Origin of the sequence: Caloramator sp. ALD01, assembly GCF_000472625.1 — a bacterium.
GTDB classification, from domain to species: domain Bacteria; phylum Bacillota; class Clostridia; order Clostridiales; family Caloramatoraceae; genus Thermobrachium; species Thermobrachium proteoclasticum.
This window is the reverse complement of sequence record NZ_AXAA01000010.1, coordinates 41,881-67,583: the sequence shown is the minus strand read 5'-3', so window position 1 is coordinate 67,583 and position 25,703 is coordinate 41,881. Positions and strand designations below refer to the sequence as shown.

The 25,703-nt window shown below is 30.5% G+C and carries 16 protein-coding genes; 1 reads left to right on the top strand and 15 read right to left on the bottom strand.

All coding sequences use genetic code 11. The features are described from left to right. Window positions 1-107: 107 nt before the first annotated feature. From A3M9_RS0106560 to A3M9_RS0106500, 13 genes are all read right to left on the bottom strand, one after another. Window positions 108-2,522, bottom strand: coding sequence for an AAA family ATPase (locus A3M9_RS0106560; protein ID WP_027308518.1), 2,415 nt, complete (start codon window positions 2,520-2,522; stop codon window positions 108-110). After that, on the bottom strand, window positions 2,519-3,628 hold the full coding sequence (locus tag A3M9_RS0106555; RefSeq protein ID WP_027308517.1) for a metallophosphoesterase: 1,110 nt from the start codon (window positions 3,626-3,628) through the stop codon (window positions 2,519-2,521). Before A3M9_RS0106555 ends, A3M9_RS0106560 begins: the two co-directional genes overlap by 4 nt. 157 nt (window positions 3,629-3,785) lie before the next feature. After that, window positions 3,786-4,373, bottom strand: coding sequence for a bifunctional 2-polyprenyl-6-hydroxyphenol methylase/3-demethylubiquinol 3-O-methyltransferase UbiG (locus tag A3M9_RS0106550; protein ID WP_027308516.1), 588 nt, complete (start codon window positions 4,371-4,373; stop codon window positions 3,786-3,788). Beyond that, window positions 4,366-6,888 carry a DEAD/DEAH box helicase family protein gene (locus A3M9_RS0106545; RefSeq protein ID WP_027308515.1) on the bottom strand — a complete coding sequence of 841 codons (2,523 nt, stop codon included), beginning with the start codon at window positions 6,886-6,888 and terminating at the stop codon, window positions 4,366-4,368. Before A3M9_RS0106545 ends, A3M9_RS0106550 begins: the two co-directional genes overlap by 8 nt. A gap of 121 nt (window positions 6,889-7,009) precedes the next feature. Then, window positions 7,010-8,353 carry a GntP family permease gene (locus A3M9_RS0106540; protein ID WP_027308514.1) on the bottom strand — a complete coding sequence of 448 codons (1,344 nt, stop codon included), beginning with the start codon at window positions 8,351-8,353 and terminating at the stop codon, window positions 7,010-7,012. A gap of 21 nt (window positions 8,354-8,374) precedes the next feature. Next, window positions 8,375-9,508: a glycerate kinase gene (locus tag A3M9_RS0106535; RefSeq protein ID WP_027308513.1), complete on the bottom strand. Its 1,134-nt coding sequence runs from the start codon at window positions 9,506-9,508 to the stop codon at window positions 8,375-8,377. A 113-nt stretch (window positions 9,509-9,621) separates the two neighbouring features. Further along, window positions 9,622-10,776: a sugar diacid recognition domain-containing protein gene (locus A3M9_RS0106530; RefSeq protein WP_027308512.1), complete on the bottom strand. Its 1,155-nt coding sequence runs from the start codon at window positions 10,774-10,776 to the stop codon at window positions 9,622-9,624. Window positions 10,777-10,882: 106 nt separating this feature from the next. After that, entirely contained in the window at window positions 10,883-11,569 is a 687-nt protein-coding gene (locus tag A3M9_RS0106525) for a TIGR00266 family protein (RefSeq protein WP_027308511.1), read from the bottom strand. 76 nt (window positions 11,570-11,645) lie between these two features. Then, window positions 11,646-14,879 carry an exodeoxyribonuclease V subunit beta gene (locus A3M9_RS0106520; protein ID WP_027308510.1) on the bottom strand — a complete coding sequence of 1,078 codons (3,234 nt, stop codon included), beginning with the start codon at window positions 14,877-14,879 and terminating at the stop codon, window positions 11,646-11,648. Then, window positions 14,876-17,956, bottom strand: a complete 3,081-nt coding sequence (locus A3M9_RS0106515) for a PD-(D/E)XK nuclease family protein (protein WP_027308509.1) — start codon at window positions 17,954-17,956, stop codon at window positions 14,876-14,878. Before A3M9_RS0106515 ends, A3M9_RS0106520 begins: the two co-directional genes overlap by 4 nt. Before the next feature lie 149 nt (window positions 17,957-18,105). Continuing rightward, window positions 18,106-19,041: a hypothetical protein gene (locus tag A3M9_RS0106510; protein ID WP_027308508.1), complete on the bottom strand. Its 936-nt coding sequence runs from the start codon at window positions 19,039-19,041 to the stop codon at window positions 18,106-18,108. 152 nt (window positions 19,042-19,193) lie between these two features. Next, window positions 19,194-20,120 (bottom strand): DUF5692 family protein, encoded by a 927-nt coding sequence (locus tag A3M9_RS0106505; RefSeq protein ID WP_027308507.1) that lies wholly within the window; start codon window positions 20,118-20,120, stop codon window positions 19,194-19,196. Window positions 20,121-20,366: 246 nt separating this feature from the next. Next, window positions 20,367-21,140, bottom strand: coding sequence for an ABC transporter ATP-binding protein (locus tag A3M9_RS0106500; protein WP_370882846.1), 774 nt, complete (start codon window positions 21,138-21,140; stop codon window positions 20,367-20,369). Between the two features lie 160 nt (window positions 21,141-21,300). On the opposite strand from A3M9_RS0106500, the gene A3M9_RS0106495 reads away from it, so the two are divergent. Next, window positions 21,301-22,626 (top strand): glycosyl hydrolase family 18 protein, encoded by a 1,326-nt coding sequence (locus A3M9_RS0106495; protein WP_027308505.1) that lies wholly within the window; start codon window positions 21,301-21,303, stop codon window positions 22,624-22,626. A 306-nt stretch (window positions 22,627-22,932) separates the two neighbouring features. Here A3M9_RS0106495 and A3M9_RS0106490 read toward each other — a convergent pair whose 3' ends face one another. Together A3M9_RS0106490 and A3M9_RS0106485 are read right to left on the bottom strand one after the other, a co-directional pair. After that, complete coding sequence (locus tag A3M9_RS0106490) at window positions 22,933-23,838, bottom strand: DMT family transporter (RefSeq protein WP_242826186.1); 906 nt, start codon at window positions 23,836-23,838, stop codon at window positions 22,933-22,935. Between the two features lie 88 nt (window positions 23,839-23,926). Next, entirely contained in the window at window positions 23,927-25,621 is a 1,695-nt protein-coding gene (locus A3M9_RS0106485; RefSeq protein WP_027308503.1) for a methyl-accepting chemotaxis protein, read from the bottom strand. Window positions 25,622-25,703: the final 82 nt, after the last annotated feature.

The window sequence follows — 25,703 nt, the reverse complement described above, 5'->3', positions numbered from 1 at the left end:
ATTTAAAATGCATACTAAAAAAAGGAGTTGTTAGATATATTTTCTTACAACTCCACATTTAAATTACATATAGATTTGGTAATAAATATTTTCTAATACCTCATGTTCTATGACAAACAAATCAATTTTCCTTCTAATAATTTTGCTATATCCATACTACAAGTTGTAAAAATCACCTGATGCTTCTTTGCAAATTCCTTTATAAGCTCTGCTGCCTTTTGTTTTCTATCTTCATCTAAATCTACTAAGCAGTCATCTAAAACTATAAAAGTTTCATTGTCAAACATATTTTCAATCAGTGCAAACTTAAGTGCAAGGGCAACAGTATCGTATGTTCCTGTTGACAATAAGTCTATTGATAGATTAGATGTATCATTTCCTATTTCAAACTCCAATGATTCATTAAAGTCCTTAACCTTATACTTATTTCCTGTTATATATGCTAAATACTTATTAAAGCTATCTACAATTGGATCAAAGGTATTACTATTTATATCATCTAATGTTTCATCTATTAATTTCTTTAATTTAATTAAATTTTTTGCCTTCTTTAGATAGTTTTTATAGTTTTCCTCATATATCTTTATCTCTTCCTCAAGATCCTTACTTGACTTTTTGTTTTGAAGTTCAATCTCTATCGTATAGTACTGCTGTTGTAGTTTTCCTCTCTCATTAAACAAACTCTGTTCCTTCTCCTTAATATCATTCAAATACTCATTAAACTCCATAACCGAAGTAAACCCTTCAGGAAGTGGTTTTAATTTATCAAGTTCCTTATCTAATAATTTTATTTCTGACATAATATCTACTAATCTATTAAATAACTCCTCAGGTGTTTTATACTTATTCTCCCATTCCTTTATAGTTGACTCTATATTTTTTATCTCGGCTAATATTGTGATCTTCTTATTTTCTAATTCCATCTTCTCTTTTCTTATCTCTGCTATTGACCTTGATAGAGTAACAACCCCAATTTCAGCAAGCTTCTTTTCTAATTCATCCACTGTATCTTCACCTAAAACAATCTGTATCTCCTTCTTTTTATTCACTATTTCTATACTTAAATAATTTCTCTTTGTTGCAATCTCCCTTGCCTCATCAACATCCTTAACCCCAAACTTTTCTAAAATACCTGCATAATCACTCTTTAATTTTACATACTCTTCCCTTATCTTTTCTACGTCAAAATCCTTAAGTTTTATCTCAAAATCAAAATCATCTGTTTCAACCTTTGCATATCCCTTTGCAGTTGCCTGAACCGACTCTTCTACTCTGCTTTTTTCCTCTAAATCCTTTGTTAAATATATAGGCTTTCTATTTTTTATATTTATACTTACTGTAAACTCACCTAAATTTATTTGGTTTTCTAACCTTTCTATATCTCTTTTTATCTTTTCAAGTCCTCTAACATCCTGTTCTGAAATCTCCTTTAATTCATCAAGCTTCTTTTTTAAATCCTCTACTTGTTCAAGTTTTTCCTTTACCTGCTTTAACTTCTTTTCTATCTCTTCTTTTTCCTTTGCCTTTAGGTTTTGTTCCTCTTCCTTTATTAGATTTTTAATATTCTCTTCAACCACCGCCAATTCTTTTTTCTTATCATCTAATTTAGTTTGATACTGTGGCCAAATTTTTTGAACCTCAATTAGCTTATCGTATTCAGCTTTTAGCCTATCCTTTTTAGGTTCAATCGCTGCCCTTTGTAATGCATCCTTCTCAAAGGCCCTTAGCTCATCTAACTCGCTTTTGACAACAGTATATTCCTTTTCTAACTCCTTTAACCTCTTTAAAACTTCGTCCCTGTCGTCCTCTATATTTATTACTTCCTCAAGCTCTAACTTTGCCTTTTCTTTGTTATAATAACTTCCTAAGATTAATCCAACATTTTTAACATACGGATTATTTATTCCCCTATTATTAAGAGGTGCTTCTCTATCCATATCCCAGCTATTTGTCAATTCCTTGATTTCATTATCTATATTAGCCTTTAGATCCTCTATAGATACACCATCAAGTTCAAGGGTTGATGTACTTACAAATTCAAATATAGAATTTCTTATATCTTTATCCTCAGCAATTTTTTGTATAGATTCTTTAAAATCCCTCTGCCTTTGAAATACAAGCTTATTATATGTTGCCTCCCCTTGGGAGAAAATTTTGAGTATCTCTTCCTTTATCCTTTTTTCATCTGATATTTTTGTTCCCTTTATTTCTAAATAAGATGATGGATTTTTATCAGACCACTTTTTACTTATTTTTAAGTCAACCCCATCATTTTCAATCTCTAAAAAAGATTCCGCAAAATCACCATTTGGATAAGGGAAAAACAGCTTCTTAAACTCCTTATCCTCCTTACTTCTACTTCCTAATTTTGCATCCTTAAAGATTGTGTTTGAAATTGCCTCAACAATTGTACTCTTTCCTGCCTCATTTTTACCATACACTACATTTAGGCCATCAGAAAACTCAACCTTCTTATCCCTCAAACCAGCAAACTGTCTACATTCTACCTTCTTTAGCTTCATTTTTTCACCTCCATTATCTTTTCATAGGCAAGTTCTAAAAGTTCTTTATCGTCTATTTTGCTTAAAATTCTATGTGGAAGTGAACCTATTGAAAACTCTTTATCTATCTGGCTCTTATCAAATTTCTTTCTTATATTATCGCTGTATTCAAAATAAAAGAGCTTCTTTGATAGGTCATCAAAGCACTTTTTTCTTTCATCACTATAATCGCCTTCAATACTTCCTGAAAAAGAAACTCTTACAATCTTAAACTTAGGATTGTCCTCTAAAAGCTTGTTTTTATAATCCTCAAGCTCCTTATATGAGTTAATTATGCATTTATCATCTACAAACCTGTATGTACCTGTTTTAACCTTTGCTGCACTAAAATTCCCTTTGTCCACCACATCTACAACCCAGGCATACCCCTCGTGTCTACAATCAAGTCCATCTGGTTCTGGAGTACCTGGGATTAGAAGCTTTTGATTTTTAACCTCATCTACAAAGGGATAGTTTATATGCATATGACCTACAACAGCCATATCTACTCCTAAAGAATTTATTTCATCAATACTCATACTGAAATATTCATCCTTCATATCTGGTGAAATACCCTTTATTGAACCGTGGGCAACAAGTATGTTGAAGGCATCCTTGTCAAAATCCCTATGCTCTTTTATCCAGTCAAGCCTATTTTCCTTTGAGTGTTTTAAATCGCAATATGCAGGATATAGAACAACCTTTTCATCGTTTATTTCAAGTTCATAGGGTTTATACTCATTTAAAAGTATTATATTTGTATCCTTTATGCTGTTTATAAAGGTTACCCAAAAGTTTGTAACATTGAAAAAGTCGTGATTTCCTGGAAGAATTGCAACATATTCACCGTGGAATTTCTTTAGTATAGATATGATTTCATCTATGTATTTTCTATTTGTATCTGCTGCACTTTCAAAAAGGTCCCCTGCAATTAAAAATAGACTGCAACCTCTTTCATTTGCTATGTTAACCATATTCTCTAATGCTCTAAACCTTGCCTCCTGAAGTTCTCTACTTACATTATCAATATAGTTTTTGAACTTCATACCAATATGCAGGTCTGAAGTTGCTAAAAAACTAAATCCCATCTAATCATCCCCTTTTACTATAGTCTTTTTACAAATAAATACAATAATACATATATCATACTATAATCAATCTTATCACTTTAAAAATTGTTACGCAAAGGTAATTTATTGACAATATATGACACAAAGGTGACCGTCAAAGACAGTCCCCTTTAAACTATATTTTTCTCAAAATAACGCTAAACCAGATTTCATCCTCTCTTCCTTGTCTTACGTCTTTTGTTATGAGTGTTTCAACTATCTCAAAATATTGGTGATTATTTATTAGCTCTCTAAATGACTTCTCTTCATAAAAATTAAAAAACCTACCATTTCTAAATTCCTCTTTATCTCCATACTTAAAGGATGCAAATAAAATACCATTTGGTTTTAAAGCCCTTGAGATTTTGTATAATATATCGTCTATCTCTTTCCTTGATACGTGTAGTAAAGAAGCACAAGCCCAAATAGCATCAAACTCATTTTCATAATCCAATTCGTTAAAAGTTTTATGTACTGTTTTTCTACCTGTTAACTCACTTGATAATCTAACCATTTCTATTGACGCGTCTAATGCAACTACATCATAACCATTATCCAAAAAATGCTTTGCATCTCTCCCAGAGCCGCATCCTAAATCAAGTATCTTGGCTCCTTTTTCTAAATATTTTAGAAAAAAATCATATAGCTTCTGCATATCCACATCCTTGGTATTAATATAAAAATCTAATGCATTTTTATTGTAATATTCTATTGTTTCATTCATTTTTAAATCTCTCCTTATAATATCTAATTGTTCTATAATCTACTGCATCCTTAAAATGTTTAATAAATGCTTTATTATCTAAATAAACATTTAAGTCATCAACCAAGCAAAAGTATTCTCCATCCCTATAGAAAAATTCTGGATTTGTTTTTGCTAAAAATTTTTCTGGATTTTCTCTTGAAAGCTTTAAATACTCCTTCTTCCCCCAACTTTTATAATTTGCTGTACCTTTATCCTTAAGCATATCAACAGCATTTGAGGGATTAGAATAAAATTCCCTAAAGCTATTGTATATATCATCTTCAGACAGTTTAAATTTTATATTACCTTGATTATAGAAGGCAAGAAGTACTGGCATTTTATAACTTTTTGACATCGATGTTTTTTCTATAAAATTTATAAATTTATGTGCAAGTGTACCATAAATTTTTTCTTCATCTTCATCAAGTTCATTATTTTTATGTAGAAACTCAATATAATCATTTAGTATATTTATTTTAGAAGCTTTTTTCATATTAGAATATATTGCATCATCAATGTATTTATAAAAATCGTGTCTCAATGGCTTATACCCTAAAAATTCCTTTATTCTCAAGTATTCATTAAGAATTATCTCTTCGATACCCATCAAATCATTAGCCTGCTTTTTAAAAATATCTATTATTCTAAAATCAAAATCTACAATACATCCATCTGGAAAATCTTCTTCCTTAACAACATATTTACTTTTTCTTATTCTTTCTATGTCATAGTCTGAACCACTTAAGAAAAATGGAATTAAATTTGCCTTTTTATAGTTTCCTATAAAATCTAAAACAGTTAAATAATTTTTATTCTTTGATTTTCTTAAACCTCTCCCCAATTGCTGTAAAAACACAGTTGGAGACTCTGTAGGTCTTAGAAACATTACCATATCAATATCAGGTATGTCTACTCCTTCATTAAACATATCAACAACAAAAATAACCTTTATTTCTCCTTCTTTTAATTTTTCTATTGCCTTATCTCTTTCCAACGAAAAGTCTCCCTTTTCACCACTATACACAGCACAGGACTTTATTTTATTTTCATTAAAGTATTCTGCCATATATTCAGCGTGTCTTTTTGAGGAACAGAAGGCTATTGTCCTCTGTTTATCAAATTTTAAGTAGTTTTTTAATATCAAATCAGCCCTTTTATTTAACATTAAAACTTCTTCTAATTTTTCTTCGTTATATTTTCCATTTATAACTGGAATATTTGAAAAGTCTGTTTCATCATATATGCCATAATAATGAAAAGGAACAAGATACCCTTTGTTTATTGCATCCTTTAACCTTAATTCATAAACAACATTATAGTCACATAGTTCAAATATATCCTTATTATCCAGTCTCTCTGGTGTTGCTGTAAGACCTAATAAGAATTTAGGTTCAAAATATTTAATTATATTCATATACCTTGAAGATACAGCGTGATGAAATTCATCTATTACAATATAATCAAAGAAATTTTTATCAAAATACTCATCACTTAAATATTCTTCTTTACCAAGTGTTTGAACAGATGCAAATAATATCTCGCAATCTAAATCCTTAACTTCAGCATTAAAAAATCCTATTTTATCCTTCGTCCTAACATTTTTAAAGGACTCAGCGGCTTGTTTCAATATTTCTTCTCTATGTGCAACAAATAATACCCTTTTAAATTCTAAAGAATCAAAAGCAGCTAAATATGTTTTTCCTATACCCGTTGCAGCTACAACAAGTCCCTTGTTAAATCCCTCTAATCTACTTCTTTTTAGTTCATACAAAGCTTCTATCTGTGCACCTTTAGGTCTAAAAAGATTAATTACATTTTTGTACTCTTTATTTTCATCAAAAACAAACTTTGGCTTTTTCCATTCTATACTATATTTTTTTAATAAGTCATCATCCACCCTCAATGAATTCTCTTCAAATATTCTAAAAAATTCACTTTTAAATTCTTGAAAATCCTCTGGATTTGTTGTTTTTTCTATCCTATAATTCCATTCTACACCCATTGTTAATGCTGATTCTGACAAGTTAGATGAACCTATAAATATGTCTCCCCCATTATTATAATCAAAAATATATGCCTTAGGATGAAACGATATATTTTCTTCATTATAAAATCTTATATCAGCATAGTCCCCTAACCTGTCTTTTAAAAGATATATAGCTGACGGTTGAGTTATATTTAAATACCTTCCTGTTATTATTCTAATTTTTGCTCCTCTATTTTTCGCAAAAATTAAATCATCTAAAATAAGTCTAACTCCTGATTCCATTAAGAATGATACAATAATATTTATTTCATTGGCTCTACCAAATGCTTTTTTAAGTTCTGTTAAAAAAACATCACTACAACCTGTAAAACATTTTTTTAAATCTATTCCCTGATTTAATTGAAGCCTTTTATACAATTCTTCAATTTTTCTATATACATCCCCTATATCTTTATATTCTATATCCTTCAATCCTCTGTTTAGTAATTCTAACTTTTCAACACCCATAATTATCTGCCTTTCTTTTGTTTTATAATTATATTTTCTTCTTTTTTATAGAAAATCCTTTATAAAAAATTATATTTTATCATAATAAATGTTTCAAGGCAGCCTTGCGGCTGCCTATCCATTACAACAATATTAATGATGCAATATAGACTGATATTATTGTTACTATACCCATAAGTAGAGTTACAACTGTTTGTGTCTTGTAGGCTGTTTTTACATCCATTCCACCAAATTGAGATACAACCCAGAAGTAGCTGTCATTTGCGTGGCTTACAGTCATTGCACCTGCTCCTATTGCCATAACCACAAGAACTCTTGCAACTTCAGAAGTAAATCCGAGTGTTGGAAGTAGTGGAAGCATAAGTGCTGATGTTGTTAATAGTGAAACTGTTGATGAACCCTGTGCTGTCTTTATTGCCGCTGCAATTATAAATGGAAGGATTATACCTATGTTTAGGCCTGCTAATGTTTGTCCTAAATATTCGCCTACCTTTATCTCCTTTATAACATTTCCAAGCGAACCACCTGCAGCTGTTATTATTAAAATCATTGCTGAGTCCTTCATAGCCTCCTGTATCCATTTATTCTTTGTTTCCTTATCTACATTTGGTATCAACAAGAAGGCAAAGAACATACCAATTAATAGTGCATTAACAGGAGTTCCAAGGAAAACAAATAGTTTAAATATAAGTCCTTTGCCAAATGGATCTCCTGGGAACTTTGCAATTGAACCTAATGCCATTAAAATTATTGGAACAACTATTGGTGCGAAGGATTTCCAAGCACTTGGGAGCTTGCCATAGTTTTTCATAACCTCTTCATAGCTAACATCATCTGTAATATTTAAACTATATTTTGATGCAACCTTATTAGCATACACATTACCTACAATTAATGCAGGAATAGAAAGAATAAGACCAAAAACAATAACAAGAAGAATATTAGTTAGCTCTAAATTTGAAGCTGCTGCAATTGGTCCTGGTGTTGGTGGAACTAAAACGTGTGTTGCATATAAACCTGTGGAAAGTGCAATTGACATAGCAACTAAAGAGGTCTTTGTCTTTTTAGCAAGTGCCTTATTAAGTGGGGTTAAAATTACAAAACCACTATCACAGAATACAGGAATTGAAACAATATAACCTATAATGCTCATTGCTAAAGTTGGCCTCTTTTCTCCAACAAGCTTTATAACTGTCTCTGCCATTTTAATTGCCGCACCTGATTTTTCAAGAATTGTTCCAATTATTACACCAGCTATAATTACTATACCTATATTGGTTAAGGTATTTCCAAACCCCTGTGTAATTATTGTTGTGATTTTATCGTAGGGTAATTTTGCAGCAAAGGCAAGTAAATAAGAAGCAAATATAAGAGCTAAAAATGGATTGAGTTTAAACTTTGAAGTTGTAACTACTATAAAAACAATGGCAAGTAAAAGAACAAATACTAAATATGGACCTGACATAAATCCCCCTCCTTATATTTTTTAAGCCTTAAAGGCTTTTATACACCTAAATACCCTCTCTGAAATATTTTGAATTAATATTGGTGCCTCCTTTACAGCATCATCTAATGCCATCGGCTTATCTAAAATGGAAAATACACTTGTAACCCCCATATCATAAAGTGCATCAACATCCTCAACCGCACCTGCAATAACAATTAAAGGTTTATTATATTTTTTACAGAGCTTTGCTACACCATATATCGTTTTCCCATAGGCTGTTTGGGCATCTACTTTACCTTCTCCAGATACAACAATATCTGCTCCCTTTACTTTTTCTTCAAGGTTTAAAACATCCATAACTATATCAACACCGCTTTTTAATTTTGCATTTAAAAAGGCAAGAAGTCCTGCACCAAGCCCACCCGCTGCCCCTGCACCAGGGTAGTTTATTATCTCTTTATTAAATGTTTTTTCAAGTAGCATTCCAAAATGGCTCAAATTTTTCTCAAGTATTTCAACTACTTCCTCTGTTGCCCCCTTTTGAGGTCCGTATACTCTACTTGCACCATTTTCACCAATCAAAGGATTTTTTACATCGCAAGCAACAATAAATTCACTTTCATATATCCTTTTATCTATTTTAGATGTATCTATATAACATACCTTCCCAAGCTCTCCTCCACCAAATCCTATTTCATTCCCAAGCGAGTCGAAAAATTTTACTCCAAGTGCCATTGCCATACCAGCACCTGCATCGTTTGTAGCACTTCCACCAATGCCGATTATAAATTTTCTGCACCCTTTATCTAATGCATCTAAAATCAGTTGGCCTGTTCCATAGGTTGTTGTAAAAAGTGGATTTCTTTCATATTCCTTTAAAAGATAAAGTCCCGATGCTGCGGCCATTTCTATAACTGCTGTCTTGCCATCACCTAATATCCCATAAAAGCTTAGTATTTGCCTATAAATAGGATCTCTTACAATAGTTTTTATTATATTTCCTCCTGTGGCATCTACTAATGATTCAACAGTCCCCTCTCCTCCATCTGCCATTGGGACATTTTCTATATCTACATCATTAAAAACCTTTTTTATTCCTATCTCTATGTTTTTACATACTTCCATTGCTGAAAGACTTCCCTTAAATTTGTCTGGAGCAATTAATACCCTCATATAACCACCACCTATATTAATTCTATTACTCTTTATAAGACTATAAAATGTAAAAATTATATAATTTTTTGAGGATTTAAAATTTATTTTTTGTACCAAAAAAACAAATATCCCTATGAGTGGGATATTTGTTTTAAAGCTATATAAAAATATATTTTCATACATTCGAAGGGATCCTTTATATTTACATTGCACATTTTTTCTATTTTGTCGAGTCTATATTTTATTGTATTTGTATGCACATAAAGCCTTGCTGCCGTTTCCTTTATATTCATACCTGTTTCAAAGTAAACCTTTAAAGTAGTCAGAAGTTCCACATTTTTGTTTAAATCAAAACAGTTCGTCTTAAGTTCATTTATGTATAGCTTTTTTATATATTCAGGAACTTCATCTAAGATTAGATAAAGTAAAGAGTCCTTATAGTATAATATTTCCTCATTTAATATTCTTCCTATTTTAATAAGCTTATTGGCTATAGTAAAGGAGATATAATAATCCTCTACATCTTGACATTCATTCCCTATTCCGATGTTAAACTTAAGTTTGTATTTATTATATATTTCCTTTTGAATACCCCTACTTAAATCTAAGGGGTTTTCATTTTGAGTTATTATAACAAACCTATCCTCTGAAATGTTGTATATTATATCTTTTTTAGAAAGTTTTAACTTAATATCGTCTATAATGCTCTGCTTAATTTGTTGTACGTCAAATTCATTAAGAGAATTTGCGTTAATATAACTATTAAAGGTTATTATATCAAGTACAATAATGTATCTTTTTGTTTTTAAATTAAAACCTACAATCTCTGCTCTATGTTTTAAAACAGAAAGCTCCTCCTTCTCAAAGGTCTGCTTTTTAAAGAGCTCCTTTGTAAAGTTTTCGATGGCTCTTAATTGAAAGGTTTGAAATTTGTTGTTTTCATATTCTTGAACCATAAGCTCCACAAGCTCTTTTATAATCTTACCAAAGCCTAATACCTCATTAGGCTCTCCTGTAATTCCAACAACACCGATAACCTCTTCATTATTAAATATGGGGATATTTATTCCTTTTTTGCTTCCTTTATATAAATGTTTATTATCATCGCATATTATTACTTCCTTTTTAAAAGTTGCAGCCTCCCTGGCACCTTCGTGAAGGGTTCCAATTCTTTCCTCATCACCCGACGCAATTATTATTCCATTTATATCTATTATATTTATATTTTTACCCAATATATACATTAATCTATTTACTATTTTTTGGTAATCTTCCTTAGAAAGCATTATTGTTCCCCCTCTAAAAAATAAATAGTAAAATAAGGCGGTAATATTTGCCTTATTCTACTATTATAATATAATCCCCTTTGAAATTGTGTAAATTTTTTAGAAATTAATCATTATGCTTAACAGGTATATAAGGTATTATCTCTCTTGCAAGGTTTTGAATTGGTAGTGATTGTAATATAACCTTGCCTGGGCCTCTTAATTCTGTTAGGAATAGTCCTTCTCCTCCAAAGAATACATTTTTAAAGCCCTTTACTGTTACAATATCATAGCTAACGGATGGTTCAAAGGCTGCAACGTGGCCTGTATCAACCTTTAGGATTTCACCTGGGGCAAGATTGTATTCTACTGCCTCTCCATCTATTTCAAGGAAGCAAATACCCGGTCCTGTTATTTTTTGTAGAATAAAGCCTTCTCCTCCAAAGAAACCTGCTCCAAGCCTTTTGTTGAATATAACATCAAGATTTATAGAGCTTTCTCCACACAAAAATGCGTGCTTTTGACAAATAATTGACTGCCCTGGTGATAGGTTTAAAGGAACAATTTTCCCGGGAAATGATGACGAAAAAGCTATTTCTGTGTTGTCTCTTTTGCTTGTATATCTTGTCAAAAATACTGATTCACCACCAAAGGCACGAGCAAGGCCCTTGAAAAGTCCACCCTCCATATTAGTTGACATATCAATGCCATCACTCATCCAGGACATTCCGCCAGATTCTGTCATTATTGTTTCTCCCCTATCTAAGTTTAAAATTACAACTGGCAAGCCTTCACCTATAACCCTATATCTCATAATTTCCACCTCATTAATATTTATTAATTTTATTCTACTAAAATTATCTTTTAATATGGTAAAAATATGGTTAATTTTATTCGCAGATAAATCTATAATTACAAAGGTAGCAGTTTCCACATCTATCGTAATTACTTAATTCCCTGTTTGTTTCCATAAAGTTAAATACTTCTACAATATCATTTATACCATTTTGTATATCTTCATCCTTTATATCCATTTCTATATATTCACCTGTATCAAGAAGATATAGATACATCTTCTCAATATCTATATTGTATATTTTGTCTACTGCAAATCTATAGGCAATAAATTGAGGAAGGTAATGATTTTTTATTTTCTCTTTATCCTCTTCGCTATTAACCTTGTTTGTTTTGTAGTCGATAACAACTGCCTTTTTAGTATCACCAATTTGATATACGTCTAATCTGTCAATTATTCCCATTAAAATAATATCTTTATTTGGAAGAGGTACTCTAAAGTTAAACTCTTGATGGGAGAATAACTTTTCTCCATTTATTTTTATACTTTTTTCTATTTTTTCATAGTTTTGTACCATTGTTTTTATTTTTTCTTTTTGTTCATTTGAAATTTCGTATAACTCTCTATTTATCCTATCTTCAATATCTACTTTATAACCCTTTGATACATCCTCAAGGATGCTGTGAACAAATTTTCCAACCTCTGCTGCGTTTATGTTTTTTACTATTTCTGCTTCATTTTGTTCATCTTCATCTTCTTTTTTATTTAAAAAATCAATATCCAATAAGCCTTCGTCTATTTTTGCAACATATCTAAAGAAGTATCTTCTTGGGCAATCCTTATATAGCATATACCTTGATATGCTGAATATTGATTTTGGTATGTAATCAATTTTTGTGTTGATATTTTCTAAAGCATTATTAATATCAAAGATGTCTTCTTCATAATTATTTTCTTCTTTTTCCTTTTTATAGTCCTTAAATGTACTTGTTTCTTCAACATACCTCTCAAAATTTATTCCACAATCTACCAAATAATTTATCAATGTTTTTTCGCTTTTTTTCCTAACTGCACTTAAGGACAAATATCTTATTGCCCTTGTTACACCAACATAAAATATTCTTATTTCTTCCTTCTTTTCTTCCTCTTTTCGTTTTTCTTCTACGTATTTGTATAAACCATCCTTTTTTATTGCATCGTGGTTTATTACTATACCATATCTTCCCTTTTCATCATTAAATTTATCATAAACAAACCTATTCCTATTGCTTTTTTCAATTTGATAATCAATGGAAGGAATAAATACCGCCTCAAATTCAAGTCCCTTTGATGCGTGTATTGTCATTATCTTTACTGCATTGCTGTTTTCTGTATCTAAAAAGGCCTGCCCCTCTTTTTGGGATACTTCTATTAGGTTTTCTAAATAATCAACAAACTCAATTGATGAATAGATTCCCTTTCTATCAAACTCCTCTGCAATCTCTAAAAACTTTTCAAAGTTTCTATACTTTTGTACTCCATCCTCCTGAAGAAGAAGTATCTCCTTTATTTTTAGTTCCATATCTAACTTCTTTAAGAAACTTGATACACTGTATAAAGGAGCCTCTTCCTTAAGTTCAAAGAGCCTTTTTACCTTGTCATTATAATTTTGTGCTGAGCTTATATATTTATTTTCATTTATTATATTATATACATCTAATACCTCATTATCTGAAAGTCCCACAAAGGGGCTTCTTAATACACCAAGAAGAGAGAGCTTATCCTCATATCTATATATAAACCTTACTATGTTTATTAAATCCCTAATCTCCTGTCTTTCAAAATATCCTATTCCTCCAAGAATTGTATAGGGTATCTGCCTCTTCTTTAGGGAGTTTTCAAATTCCAATACTCCACTTCTTCCTCTAAATAAAATTGCGATGTCCTTATATTCTATTCCCTTTTCTTTTAATTCTAATATTTTTTCTGCAACGTATTCTGCTTCATTTCTCCTCTTTTCATCTTTGTCCTCTTTTTCTAAAAAAAACTTAAGCTCTTCTACTTCTACCCTTCTTTCCTTTAGCTGTTTTGTATCAAAATTTGTTTTCTCTTCCGTTTCTAATATACAAAAATCAAAACCTGCCTCACCCTTTACACCATTTGAAACATTTGAAGGTTCATAGGCATCCATTAAATTTTCAAACATATTATTTATAATATCAACAATTTTGTCGTGGCTTCTGTAGTTTGTTGAAAGGTTTAGCTTTTCTCCACCTGAATTTTTAATTTTATCTGTAACATCCTCAAATACTTTATAATTTGCACCTCTAAAAAGATAAATTGACTGCTTTATATCTCCAACAACAAATAGTTTACCATCTTTTATTTTATTTCCTTCTTCTGTTAGGTAGCTTAATATCTTTAGTTGAACATCGTTTGTATCCTGAAACTCATCCACAAGATAGTATTTATATCTTTCCTTTATCCTATTTCTAACTTCCTCCACTTCAAGTATCTGAAGGGTGTATTTTTCAAGGTCATTAAAATCTAATACTCCAAGACTTTTCTTTTCTTCTGAATACTTTTTATCTACAGAATCCACCAAGTCCATAACAAGATGGATTATAATTTGTAGTTTTTCTAAATCTTCCTCATCTGTATTATTAGATTTCCTTCCCCTTTTTTTCTCCTCCTTAGGATTAAGTTCGTTAAACCTATTTATATTATTCTCTGTAAATTTCTTTGCCTCCTCTATGCTGTCTCCCTTTGTCTTTATTTCTTTATATAAATGCTTTACATCCTCTATTATTTTCTTTTTACTTAAATAATCAACCCCTAAAATTTCTGCAACCGTTTCAAATTTATCTCTATATTCAGAGTTATTTACAAACTCATCAAGTACTTCATCGGCTATTCTGTTAAGTAAAGTTAATGTGTCAACCTCTTCAACAATTTTATACATAGGCTCAATGCCAACAATATAATAATTTTCCTTTACAAGCGTATCGCAGAAGCTGTGAAAGGTTGATATGTTGGCAAGAGGCAGTTCTTCTTTTATTTTTCTTAAAGCGTCTCTTTTTTTGCTGTCCTTTTCCTGCTCTATAAACTTATTTACTAAATCTATAACCCTCTCCTTCATCTCAAGGGCTGCCTTTTTAGTAAAAGTTATTGCAACAATATCGTCAACATTGGCACCCCCCTCAAGAAGAAGCCTTAAAAACCTTCTTGTTAAAACCCTTGTTTTACCAGAACCTGCCCCAGCGTGTAGTGCAATGTTTTTACTTATATCAAGGGCTCTTGCCTGTTCATCATTAACCCCATACACATTCTTTATATATTCTATGTTCATATTTCCACCTCACATTTATTTAAGAGCCTTAATTTATTGTATCTGCAGACATCTTCATAATCACAGCTTAAATTAAAGGCACTTTGTACTTCACATATCTTAGGAAGCGTAAATACTGCCCTTTTGATTTTTTCTATACTTTCTTTAATATAGTTTTGGGTTATGTGGGTTATAACGACATCAAAGTTTTCCTTTGCAACAGTTGTTCTATTCCAAGCTTTTTTGCTAACTATTTCAAAGTCATTATTATGCTCTTCTATGATAATACCGCTTAGCTTTTTCTTGTTTTCATCTAAAGTTTTATTTATATCATAATATAACAATCCAACACATTCTGGCTTTATTTCTAATTCCTCTTCTAAAATACTGTTTACTACATAATAGTACAGCACCACCTGTATAGCCTCTCCCTTTAACATATCTCCTAAGGACTTTGCATTAGATATCTTATAGTCCTGTATTATGTATCTTCCTGTTGGTTTGTCTCCATTATACTCCATATCAACTCTATCTATTCTTCCCTTTATCTTTATTCCTTCAATTAAGTTATCTAATTCGAACTCCTTTTCTATAAGATATGGTCTAAATTTGATTTCATTTTTATATTTCACATCAATATCAATAAAGCCCTTTATGTTTTCAAGAAGCTGTTCCCTTGTTATATCTGTATAGTTATCCTCTAATACCAAACCAAAGTTTTTAAAGGCTTCCTTTGTAAGTTCTTCTATTTTATCCTCCTTATATTCAAGTTCTTTTTCTATATAATCCTTATAGTAGTTTTCAAGCACATAGTGATATATGTTTCCAAAGTTTAAATTTGAATAAACATCATCTTCCCATTTTCTTATGTTAAGTACATCCTCTATAAAATACCTAAATGGACATTTGTTATAGGACATAATCTTAGAGGCACTAAATACATCCCTCCTATTGCTGTCCTTCATTTTATCTATATCAACAAGTCCATCATACTCTGTAAACTTATCGTCATTTCTCTTTTCCTCTACCTGAATTGCTATGTCTAAATAGTCTAATCCACCCTCTTTAATTCTACTGTCCTTTGTTATGCAGTATCTTTTAACAAGCTCTTCTCTGCTGTAGATTCTATTTAGGCTAAACCTGTCCCTCATAGTTCTAACTTTTCTTTCCTCAAAATTTTTGTGAAGTCCCAGTTTATATATAACCTCATCTAAAAATTGTGATTTTGAAATATAAGAACCGTCTTCACCAGATGTTCTATAGGATAAAAATAGTCCTTCCTCTGCAGATGCTATTGATAATATAAACCTTATCTTTTCCTTCTCCATCTCAAATATGCTGCTTCCAAAGTTTACACCCTTCTTATAAATTATCTCCTTTTCTCTTGTTGTATATATGCCTGCTGCCTTTGATATTTTAGGGAATTTTCCTTCATTTAGCCCCATTATAAATACATAGCCATAGCTTGTTCCTCTTATTAAATCTGGAGTTAAAACCTTGACACCATAACTCTTTTTAGGGCTTAAAGTAACTGTGGTAGTAGTTATATTTTCATCTAATATATCTAAAAACTCTGTATAATCTATTTTTGAAGTTTGATATTTATATACTTCACCAAGATTATTTAACATTTCAATAAAACCAAACAGAGACTTTAGGTCGCGTAGCATTATTTCCTGGGATATTTTTTCTTTTTTATACAGATATACTATGCTCTTTTTTATATCAAATTCATCTAAAATATCTACTACTGCCCTTTTGTATTCTTCAAAACTTGCCTTATTCTTTAATTTTGATAATTTTTTATTTATAATATCGTCAAACTTAACATAGTTATCTCTTAATTTTGATATTTTTTCTGTGTATTCTCTCTGTACCTCTTCATCTTCATTTTTAATCTTAAATTCATCTGGAAGTTTTTCAAGGAAAGTAACTGTATCTTTTCTCTTAAAATATCTCTCTAAAACCTTTAAAACATCATATCTTTCAGATATTAATAAATATGGACTTGATGCTATATCCTGTAAAAGGTTCTTGTTATATCTTTCATTTTTGAGTCTAAGTAGTGCCATAATAGTTTTTATAAATGGTATTTTAGAGAGAAGTTCAGTATCGCTTAGGGATATATGTATTCCATATTCATTGAATATTTCAAGAAGTGTATCCTCGTATTCTTCCCTATCTGGAACTATTAATGCTATTTTATCAAGCTCAATACCTTTTTCTTTGTATATTTCTTTTATGTTTGAAGCTACCTGCCTTACCTCATCCTCAATGCAGGGAGCATCAAGTATTTTAACATCAAAAGTCTCATCTAAAGCTCTGTCGGTAAATAGTGTTTCGGCAAGGTATCTATATTTTGTATTTAAAAAATCATCATCATTAATTTCAAAATTTAATTCCTTTGCAAATCCTAAAGCTTCTCTTCCTGCAAAATCATATACATAAGGGACATTTAAAGGAAGATGATATATAAACTCAATTTCTGCAAAGTTGTTTTTTATAGTTTCAAGTAGTTTCTTTTCACTTTTAAATATATCTATATATCCATCGATTATAAATAAGGATACATTTTCAAAGTATGTAGTTTTATCTACATTTTCTACTGCAATCTTTATTATATCATCCATATCTATAAGATTTAATGCGGCTAATTTTTCTTGATATGCTGTATATATTGTTATTAAATCCTCTGTTTTTCTTTTTAATACTTCATCCCCTATGGAATTTATAATTTCCTTAAACTCATCTATATCAACATATTCCCTTTTTATGCTTCTTATTGCATTAAGTGCATTTACTGCAAATCCCTTTTTATCATAGACTTTAGAGAAGTATTTAATCTTTTCTTCTCCAAGCTCCTTTAATATTTCTTCAACAAGCACAAGGGAAGCCTCATAGGTGATTAATTCAGAACTGCCTAAATGATTTTTAGAAATCCTTCTTGATAAGTCATCAAAGGTTATAACATCTACATTGTATAAGCTACCTGCCCTTTTTAAAATTTCACCTCTAACAAATTCTATAAGCTCTCTTGTTGGTGCAAGATATATAACCCTTTTGTTATTTTTTATTTCATTTACAATTTTATCAAACAAAATATCACCCCAATAATTTGAAAATTTTTCAAGTTAATTATATTTTATACCCTATGAAAAAATGAATCAACCTAAAATAAGGTATAAGTAATATAAATGCTAAAAAAACCCACCCATTAAAAATTCATTTTTATAATGGGTGGGTTTTTTTACATATTTTCACGTTGTATTTTTATAATCTCATTTTTAAAATCTTCATAGTTTATACAATCTATAGCTAAATCAAATATTTTATCTAACGCCTCTATATTATTTATTTTACTTATCAAAAATATTATCTCGTGCAAATCTTCTTTAAATTTTTTATTCAAGAATTTTTCTATATCCTGTTTTTTTGCTTTTATTATACCTTCATTTATTCCTTGTTGGATACCTTGTTGAATACCTTCCTGCTTTAATAAATAACCAACTTTAGTCATTTCAAACACCTCCTTCAATTTATTTATATATTCCTTATCTATAAACTTATCCGAAATAGCTATTATTGCTGATATACAAAACATTTTTAAATCTTTATCATTTATTTCTTTAGCAAGTTCAACAGCCGTAATCGCTAATTCATTTTTATCTTTTTTTGATTTCATCAAAGGTAAAAATATTAAATTTAACTTGTCTAATTCAGTAAATTCTTTTTCACTCAAAATTACACTTTTTAAATGTTCTAAAGTTCTATCTCCATCAAATCTTTTCATTAGAATTTTTTCTACTTTATAAAGATTGTTAGGACCTATCCTTAATTCTGTAATTATATTATCATCATTAATGTCTGCTGAATAAATAACAATAGTTCTAACTGGTTTTCTTTCCTTTTTATATAACCTTAAGTCATATAAGTTAAACCTAATTAAATCATCCTTTTTATAAGTTGTTTGAAATTCTAAGTGCAACAACGAATCATCTTCTAACAAAAACACAAAATCCATAACCTCTTCTTTTACATCAATTATTGGTAAATCTGTTGGTATTACTGACTTTATTTTGGGAAGTTTAATACCTAAAAATTCTAAAGTCGTATCTTTAAATGCCTCTGCCATATATTTTAAAATTATATCGTTATTATTGTGCGATATATGTATATTTGACATATTGCCAACTCTATATTTATCTTGTATCTTAATTATATCATAAAGAAAATTTTGTTTCATCCTCCATCATAATAACAATATCATACATAGTATTATTTATAAATGATATTGCTCTTATTTAAAAAAGCATCTGAAATTCAGATGCTTTTTGTTTACATTGTTAAATTATTACTCTTTAATACAACCTTATAGGAATTAAGGTCACTGTGTACCTCTTCTTTAAATGGATTCTTCTTAAATTTGAATATTTTATAATAATGATAAATAAATACCGCTATGTTGGATAGTAATGCAAGTAGGCTTACAACAAATAATGCTGTTGTGCTATGGGAGGATTTTACTGCATACTTTGAAGTATCAACAAAGCTTGGGAAGCACATTACAAACATCATCCAAGTAGCTAAGGTCTGTGCTCTGTGTTGCAGCCAAGCTCCCTTTTTTATAAAGAAGGCTGGGATTGTACAGGATAGAAGTAATGCAAGTCCTGCATAATATGAATGGTCTGAAACACAGTTATATACATATGCAAAGTTCCATAGGTCGTATGCAATTATCCAAAACCAAAGCTGGTCTGGCCAAATCATATCTTGGCTTTTATCCTTACTAATTACTATACCTACCCAACCTGATAAGGTTATAATATTTAGTATTCCTGCTATGCCATTCATTATGTTCCAAGGACCACCAATTATTGTAACTCCATCAACAAGCCCATTATAGCTGTAACATTGAAAATCTCTTATTACTGCCTCCATAATATTTAGTGAAAGTATAAATGGTGGGAACATCAAAGCATATTTATTTGTTTGCAATTTCTTGTTATACCTAATTGCCATAAATCCTATACATCCTGCAAGTGCAGAATATACCTTTGCCCAATGGAACCAAGTTCCAACACTTGAACCTTCTCCTGCTGTTTTAGGCCATACTGTAAAGGTTAATATAATTGGAAGAATAATGAATAAGAAGATTGAAACATACTTACTTCTACGAGCAACTTCATTAATTAATATAAGTGCAATTAATACAACAACCCCCATAACTATTTGTGCAAATGATAACGGTTCAAATAAAAACATATAATTCCCCCTTTATACGACTTGGTCGCTATAATTTTAAAAATATTTGTAATAATTATTACAATTTTATTGTATCAGAAAATTTTGTTAAAGTAAATATTGGTAAATAACTTTATATGTAAATTATAGTTAACGTTTTCTAAAAATCTTTATATAAAAAGACGTGCATAAACACGCCTAAAATAATACCTCATTAATCAAAAATTCAATTTTAAATACAATAATTTACATATCATCTACCTTCATTTACGAATTAATTACCTCAACAAGTCTATTTGCAACCTCTGAATGGTTTGTAAATCCAGTTAATGTGTTAAATATATCCTCAAGGCTGCTTCCTAATACCTTCTCCTTAAGTTCTTCAAAATTACCATCTGCTACAATTTGACCATCATTTAAAAGAAGTATTCTATCACTTACCTTTTCTACAACCTCCATAATATGGGATGAGTAAAATATGGTTTTGCCTTCATTTTTTAATGCCTGCATCATTTCTTTAAAGACCATTGCACTATTTGCATCAAGGCCTGTAATTGGTTCATCAAAGAATATTAAATCTGGGTTATGTATTATTGATGAGATTATTGCAAGCTTCTGCTTCATCCCCTTTGAAAAGGATGAAATCCTTGTATTTTTTACTTCATAGAGGTCAAAAATATTTAGTAACTCGTCTATCTTTTTATTGAGTTTATTTTCCTCAAGTCCATATATACTTCCTATAAAATTTAGATATTCAACTGGAGTTAGGCTGTCATAGAATTCAACAATTTCTGGAACATAACCTATTCTTCTCTTATACTCATATTTATCCCTTATATCTTCACCAAAAATTTTAACAGTACCTCTATATCCACTTGTCATTCCTAAAAATATTCTAATAGTTGTACTTTTACCAGCACCATTTGGACCAATATATCCAACAATCTGCCCCTTTGGCACCTCAAAGCTAATTCCCTTTAATACATCCCCACTTCCATAATCCATATATAAATTTTCAACTGAAATTATATTATCCATCATAATCCTCCTTATACGTCTATATAGGTTAATTTTGACACAAAATATAATTATTTTCAAGTTTTAAACTACTTTTTCATTGGTAATATACCCATAAATTACATTTAAACTTTGTAATTATTCGTTACGATAAATAATATATAAAGTTTTAGGGGGGTAGTATATGACAAATAAGAAAAAATTGATTCTATCAATCATACTTTTTATTTTTACACTTACAAGTTTTGTAACAGCCTTTGCAAAAGTAAGAAAAGGAACAGCTCCTGCTGCACCTTCAAGCATAAGTGCATCAAGTATAACAACAAGCGAAGTTACTTTGACTTGGACAAGTTGTCAAGGTGCAACAGGCTATAAAGTATTTATGGCAACTCTAAATGATTCAAACTACACACAAATCGCAACTACTTCAGCAACAAGCTATAAAGTTACAAATTTAAAACCTGCTACAGTATATTGGTTTTTTGTTCGTGCCTACAATACCTATGGCACATCAGGTGATTCTGCTCATATAAAAGTAACTACTCAGAATATTGTTATTAATAATCAAAAGCAGGTTATTGGATTTACAACCTACTATTACAGTGGGGACAAGTCCTCCTATAATTCTATGGTAAACAATACTTCACTTTTAAACACAGTAATTACACACACATATATAACAGATGGACTTGGAAATATATCAGGTTTAGTTCCAACTGAACAAATTAATTATGCAAACAACAATGGAATAGTTCCTATTGCAATGGTAAGTAATAACTTCAGTGGTGACATAGCAAAGCAGCTACTTGAAAATGCACAAAATAGACAAGCTCTTATAAATAATATATCCAATGCACTAAAACTAAATGGTTATAAAGGTGTAAACATAGACCTTGAAGGAGTTTACTACTACGACAGAAGCTATCTTTCAACCTTTATGAAGGAGCTTTATACTGCATTAAAACCACAAGGATATATAATAGGTATCTCTGTCCCTGCCAAAACATACGACAGCTTAACTAATAGCTGGACAGGTGCTTATGATTATGCCGAACTTTCAAAGTATGTAGATCAATTTATACTAATGACCTACGATGAACACTACCCAGGGGGTACACCTGGTGCTATTGCATCCATTGGATGGGTGCAGAAGGTAATAGATTATACTATTACTGTTGTTCCAAAGGAAAAGATTTTCTTAGGACTTGCAGCCTACGGATACGACTGGTCCTCAAATGGCACCACAAAGGCATATAGTATAAATGGAATTTATAACATTGCAAATAGCAATAATGCAACTATCCTTTGGGATGATGTGTCAAAGTCACCTTATTTTAATTATACTGATGTAAATGGAGTTGCACATTCTGTTTGGTTTGAAAATGACAAGAGCATTGCATATAAACTTGATTTAGTAAATAACTATAATCTTTCTGGAGTTGCTATTTGGAGACTTGGACTTGAAAATGCAGATTATATGAATATGATAAAGGCTAAATTTAATAAATAAAAATAGGGCTTTATACCCTATTGCTGCTAAAAAATTATATATTGATTAGCCCCATGAAGGATTTCTTGGGCATTCGTTCATTTCGCTAATCAATTCTAAGCTTTTCTTTGTTTGAAAAAGTCCTACCCTCGCGATGCCATCGTCCTGATGGCCGCTCGGCTCGGCACGTCCTGTGCCGAATTACGGACTTTTTCAAAGTCAAAAAGCTAAGAATTGCTAAAGCTTATGAAAGAGCCTATTGAAATCCATTCATGGGGCTTTTTCAAAATTTAGCTAACAACTATGTTTATCAACAATCTCAGGGCTTTATGCCCTATTTTTGTTAAGTATTCCAAAGTAGTTTGTCCCCCAAACACCAATTATTATCATCACAGCTCCAATTAGTTTGTAGGTTTCAAAACTCTCTCCTCTTATTGTAATTCCAGCTATAACCGATACTACTGTAGTAAGGTTCGCAAAAACTGAAGATTGGGATGCAGGAAGCTTAGATAAACTGTAATTAACAAGTAAAAAGGCAAAAACAGATGACAATACACCAAGGTAGAAAATTGAAATTAAAACCTGTGTATTTATCTTAGATAAAATACTAATATCATTAGAAATTATACCTTGAATAAAATATAGTGTTCCAAAAACAATCATCCCAAGTATCATCATAAAATAAGTCGTCTCGTATGGTGTAAAATTCTGTGAGGCTCTTCTTGAATAGATATTAAACATTGCAGCACTAAAAACTGCAGAGAGTAAAAATATAATTCCTTTTAATTGGGCCTTTGCCTCTAAATTTCCTCCACCTAATACAATCGTTAGAACCCCAATAACTGATATAACAATAAAAATCCACTGAAGCTTTGAAGGTTTTTCATCAAGTAAAAACGCAGCAAGTATTGCAACAAGTACAGGAATAAATGCCATCATAACTCCAGCCTCTGATGATGTAGTATACTGAAGCCCCTTTGTTTCCATAATAAAATAAATTATTGGCTGCCAAAGGGCAACTAATATTAGTGGTTTTAAATTTTTTCCCTTTAAATTCACTTTAACTATTCCAAACAATATTAAAAGTGACATTGTTATTGTTGCTGTTGTGAACCTTAAAAATAAAAGTTCAAAGGTTGACAGCGTCTCTAATGCAGCTTTACTAAATATAAAGGAAAAACCAAAAATTAAAGACATCGTAACTCCAGCCAAGTATGGCAAATACTTCTTCATAACGCACCTCCTATTCATCTTGTATATTCTAACATAATAGATGCAAAAAAGGAATGATAGACATTTATCTATCATTCCTTTTTTATTTTTATAACTTAAACTTATTTATCTCTTCAACCATTTCATTTGCCATCTTTTCTAATACTTCAGCAGAGTTTGAAACCTCATCAGATGCAGAATAAAGCTCCTCCGTTGAAGCGGCTGTTGTTGTAACAGAATCTGAAATATTCCTAATAGATGCTGATAAACCCTCCATATTATCAAGTATATCCTGCTTACCCTTTTCTATATCAGATACATAGCCGTAAAGTGCATTAATATTTTTTGCAAGTCCTTCTATTGTAATTATTATATTTTTAAATATATTAGTTGTATTTTTATTTTTTTCAATTTGTTCATCAATCATAAGAGCCATTCTGTTAGAACTTTCTACAACAATACTATTTTCATTTGACACTGCATCAATAATCTGATGTATGTTCTTTGATGAAACAAGTGTCTGCTCTGCAAGTTTTCTAACTTCGTCTGCTACAACTGCAAATCCTCTACCTGCCTCTCCTGCACGAGCTGCCTCAATTGCCGCATTTAAGGCTAAAAGATTTGTCTGTTCTGCAATAATATTTATTACATTTGATATTTCACTAATCTTAGATATATTTGTACTTAGTGCCTCAATACTATTTGAAACTAAATTAAAGGAGTCTTTTATATTAATCATAGAGTCTTGGAAGGAATTTATATTCTTGCTTCCCTCATCTAATAGAGTATTTATTGACTCTGCATCCTTTTCTATGTTTTTCATATTTACAATTATATTTTCAAGGGTATTGTTAAATTGCTTTGTTAAATTTAATACCTTTTCAACACCTTCACTTTGATTTTCTACTTCGAAAGTTGATTCCTGCATTGAATTTGCAACTTCTTGAGATGTCTTCTTCAATTCATTTGATATATAGTTTAACGTATTTGCCTGCTGATGCAGTCTTTCAAAACCCTCTTTAAAGTTTCTAAATATATGATTCATTGTTTTTCTAAAATCATCAACTTGTTTGATAATATCCTCTATTTCATCCTTTGTATATATTTTTAATTCAGCTGTTAGATCTCCACTTGATAGCTTATTTATTCCTTCTACTGCTAAATCTAACTGATCTACAATTACCTTTGAATATATCTTAGTTATAATTATTGTAAGTGTAACACCTAAAACAAACGTTCCTATTAATGTAAAAAGAAGTTTTACAGCTAATTCATAAAATATCTTAACATCCATATCAGCTGCAACTATTGCAACAACATTTCCACTTGAATCCTTTACTGGAGCATATCCAGTTATAAATATACCCCATTCATCCTTTATAGGGAAACTAAGAGAAGTAATATTTCCTTCCATAGCATATTTCATCTGCGGCTTAAATATGTATTCATCCCCTAAGTTTGCAGGATCTTCAATCGAACCATCAACTATAAAATTTACCTTATCACCATCCACATATAATGTATATAAATACTTAACGCTTCTTTCTGATTTTAGCTTTATGAGTTCATCTCTGATTTTTTTAAATTGGTCTGATTCCATATTCTTTGACTTCCATACACTAACAATTTCATTTCCATTAATATGGCTTGCTGCAAAACTTGCTGCATCCTCAACACTCTTTTTTATGCTTGACAGCATTGAGTAATAAATAAAACCATAAGATACAAGGATGACTAAAAATATTGCAATGAAAATGCGTGAAATAATTTTAAATAGTTTTTTACCAAACCTATTTTTCTTCATAAACTCCCCCATCCTATATTTTATTTATGTATCCTTCGACATTATACCTTACTTTATTCTAAAATTCTATAATATTTTTACT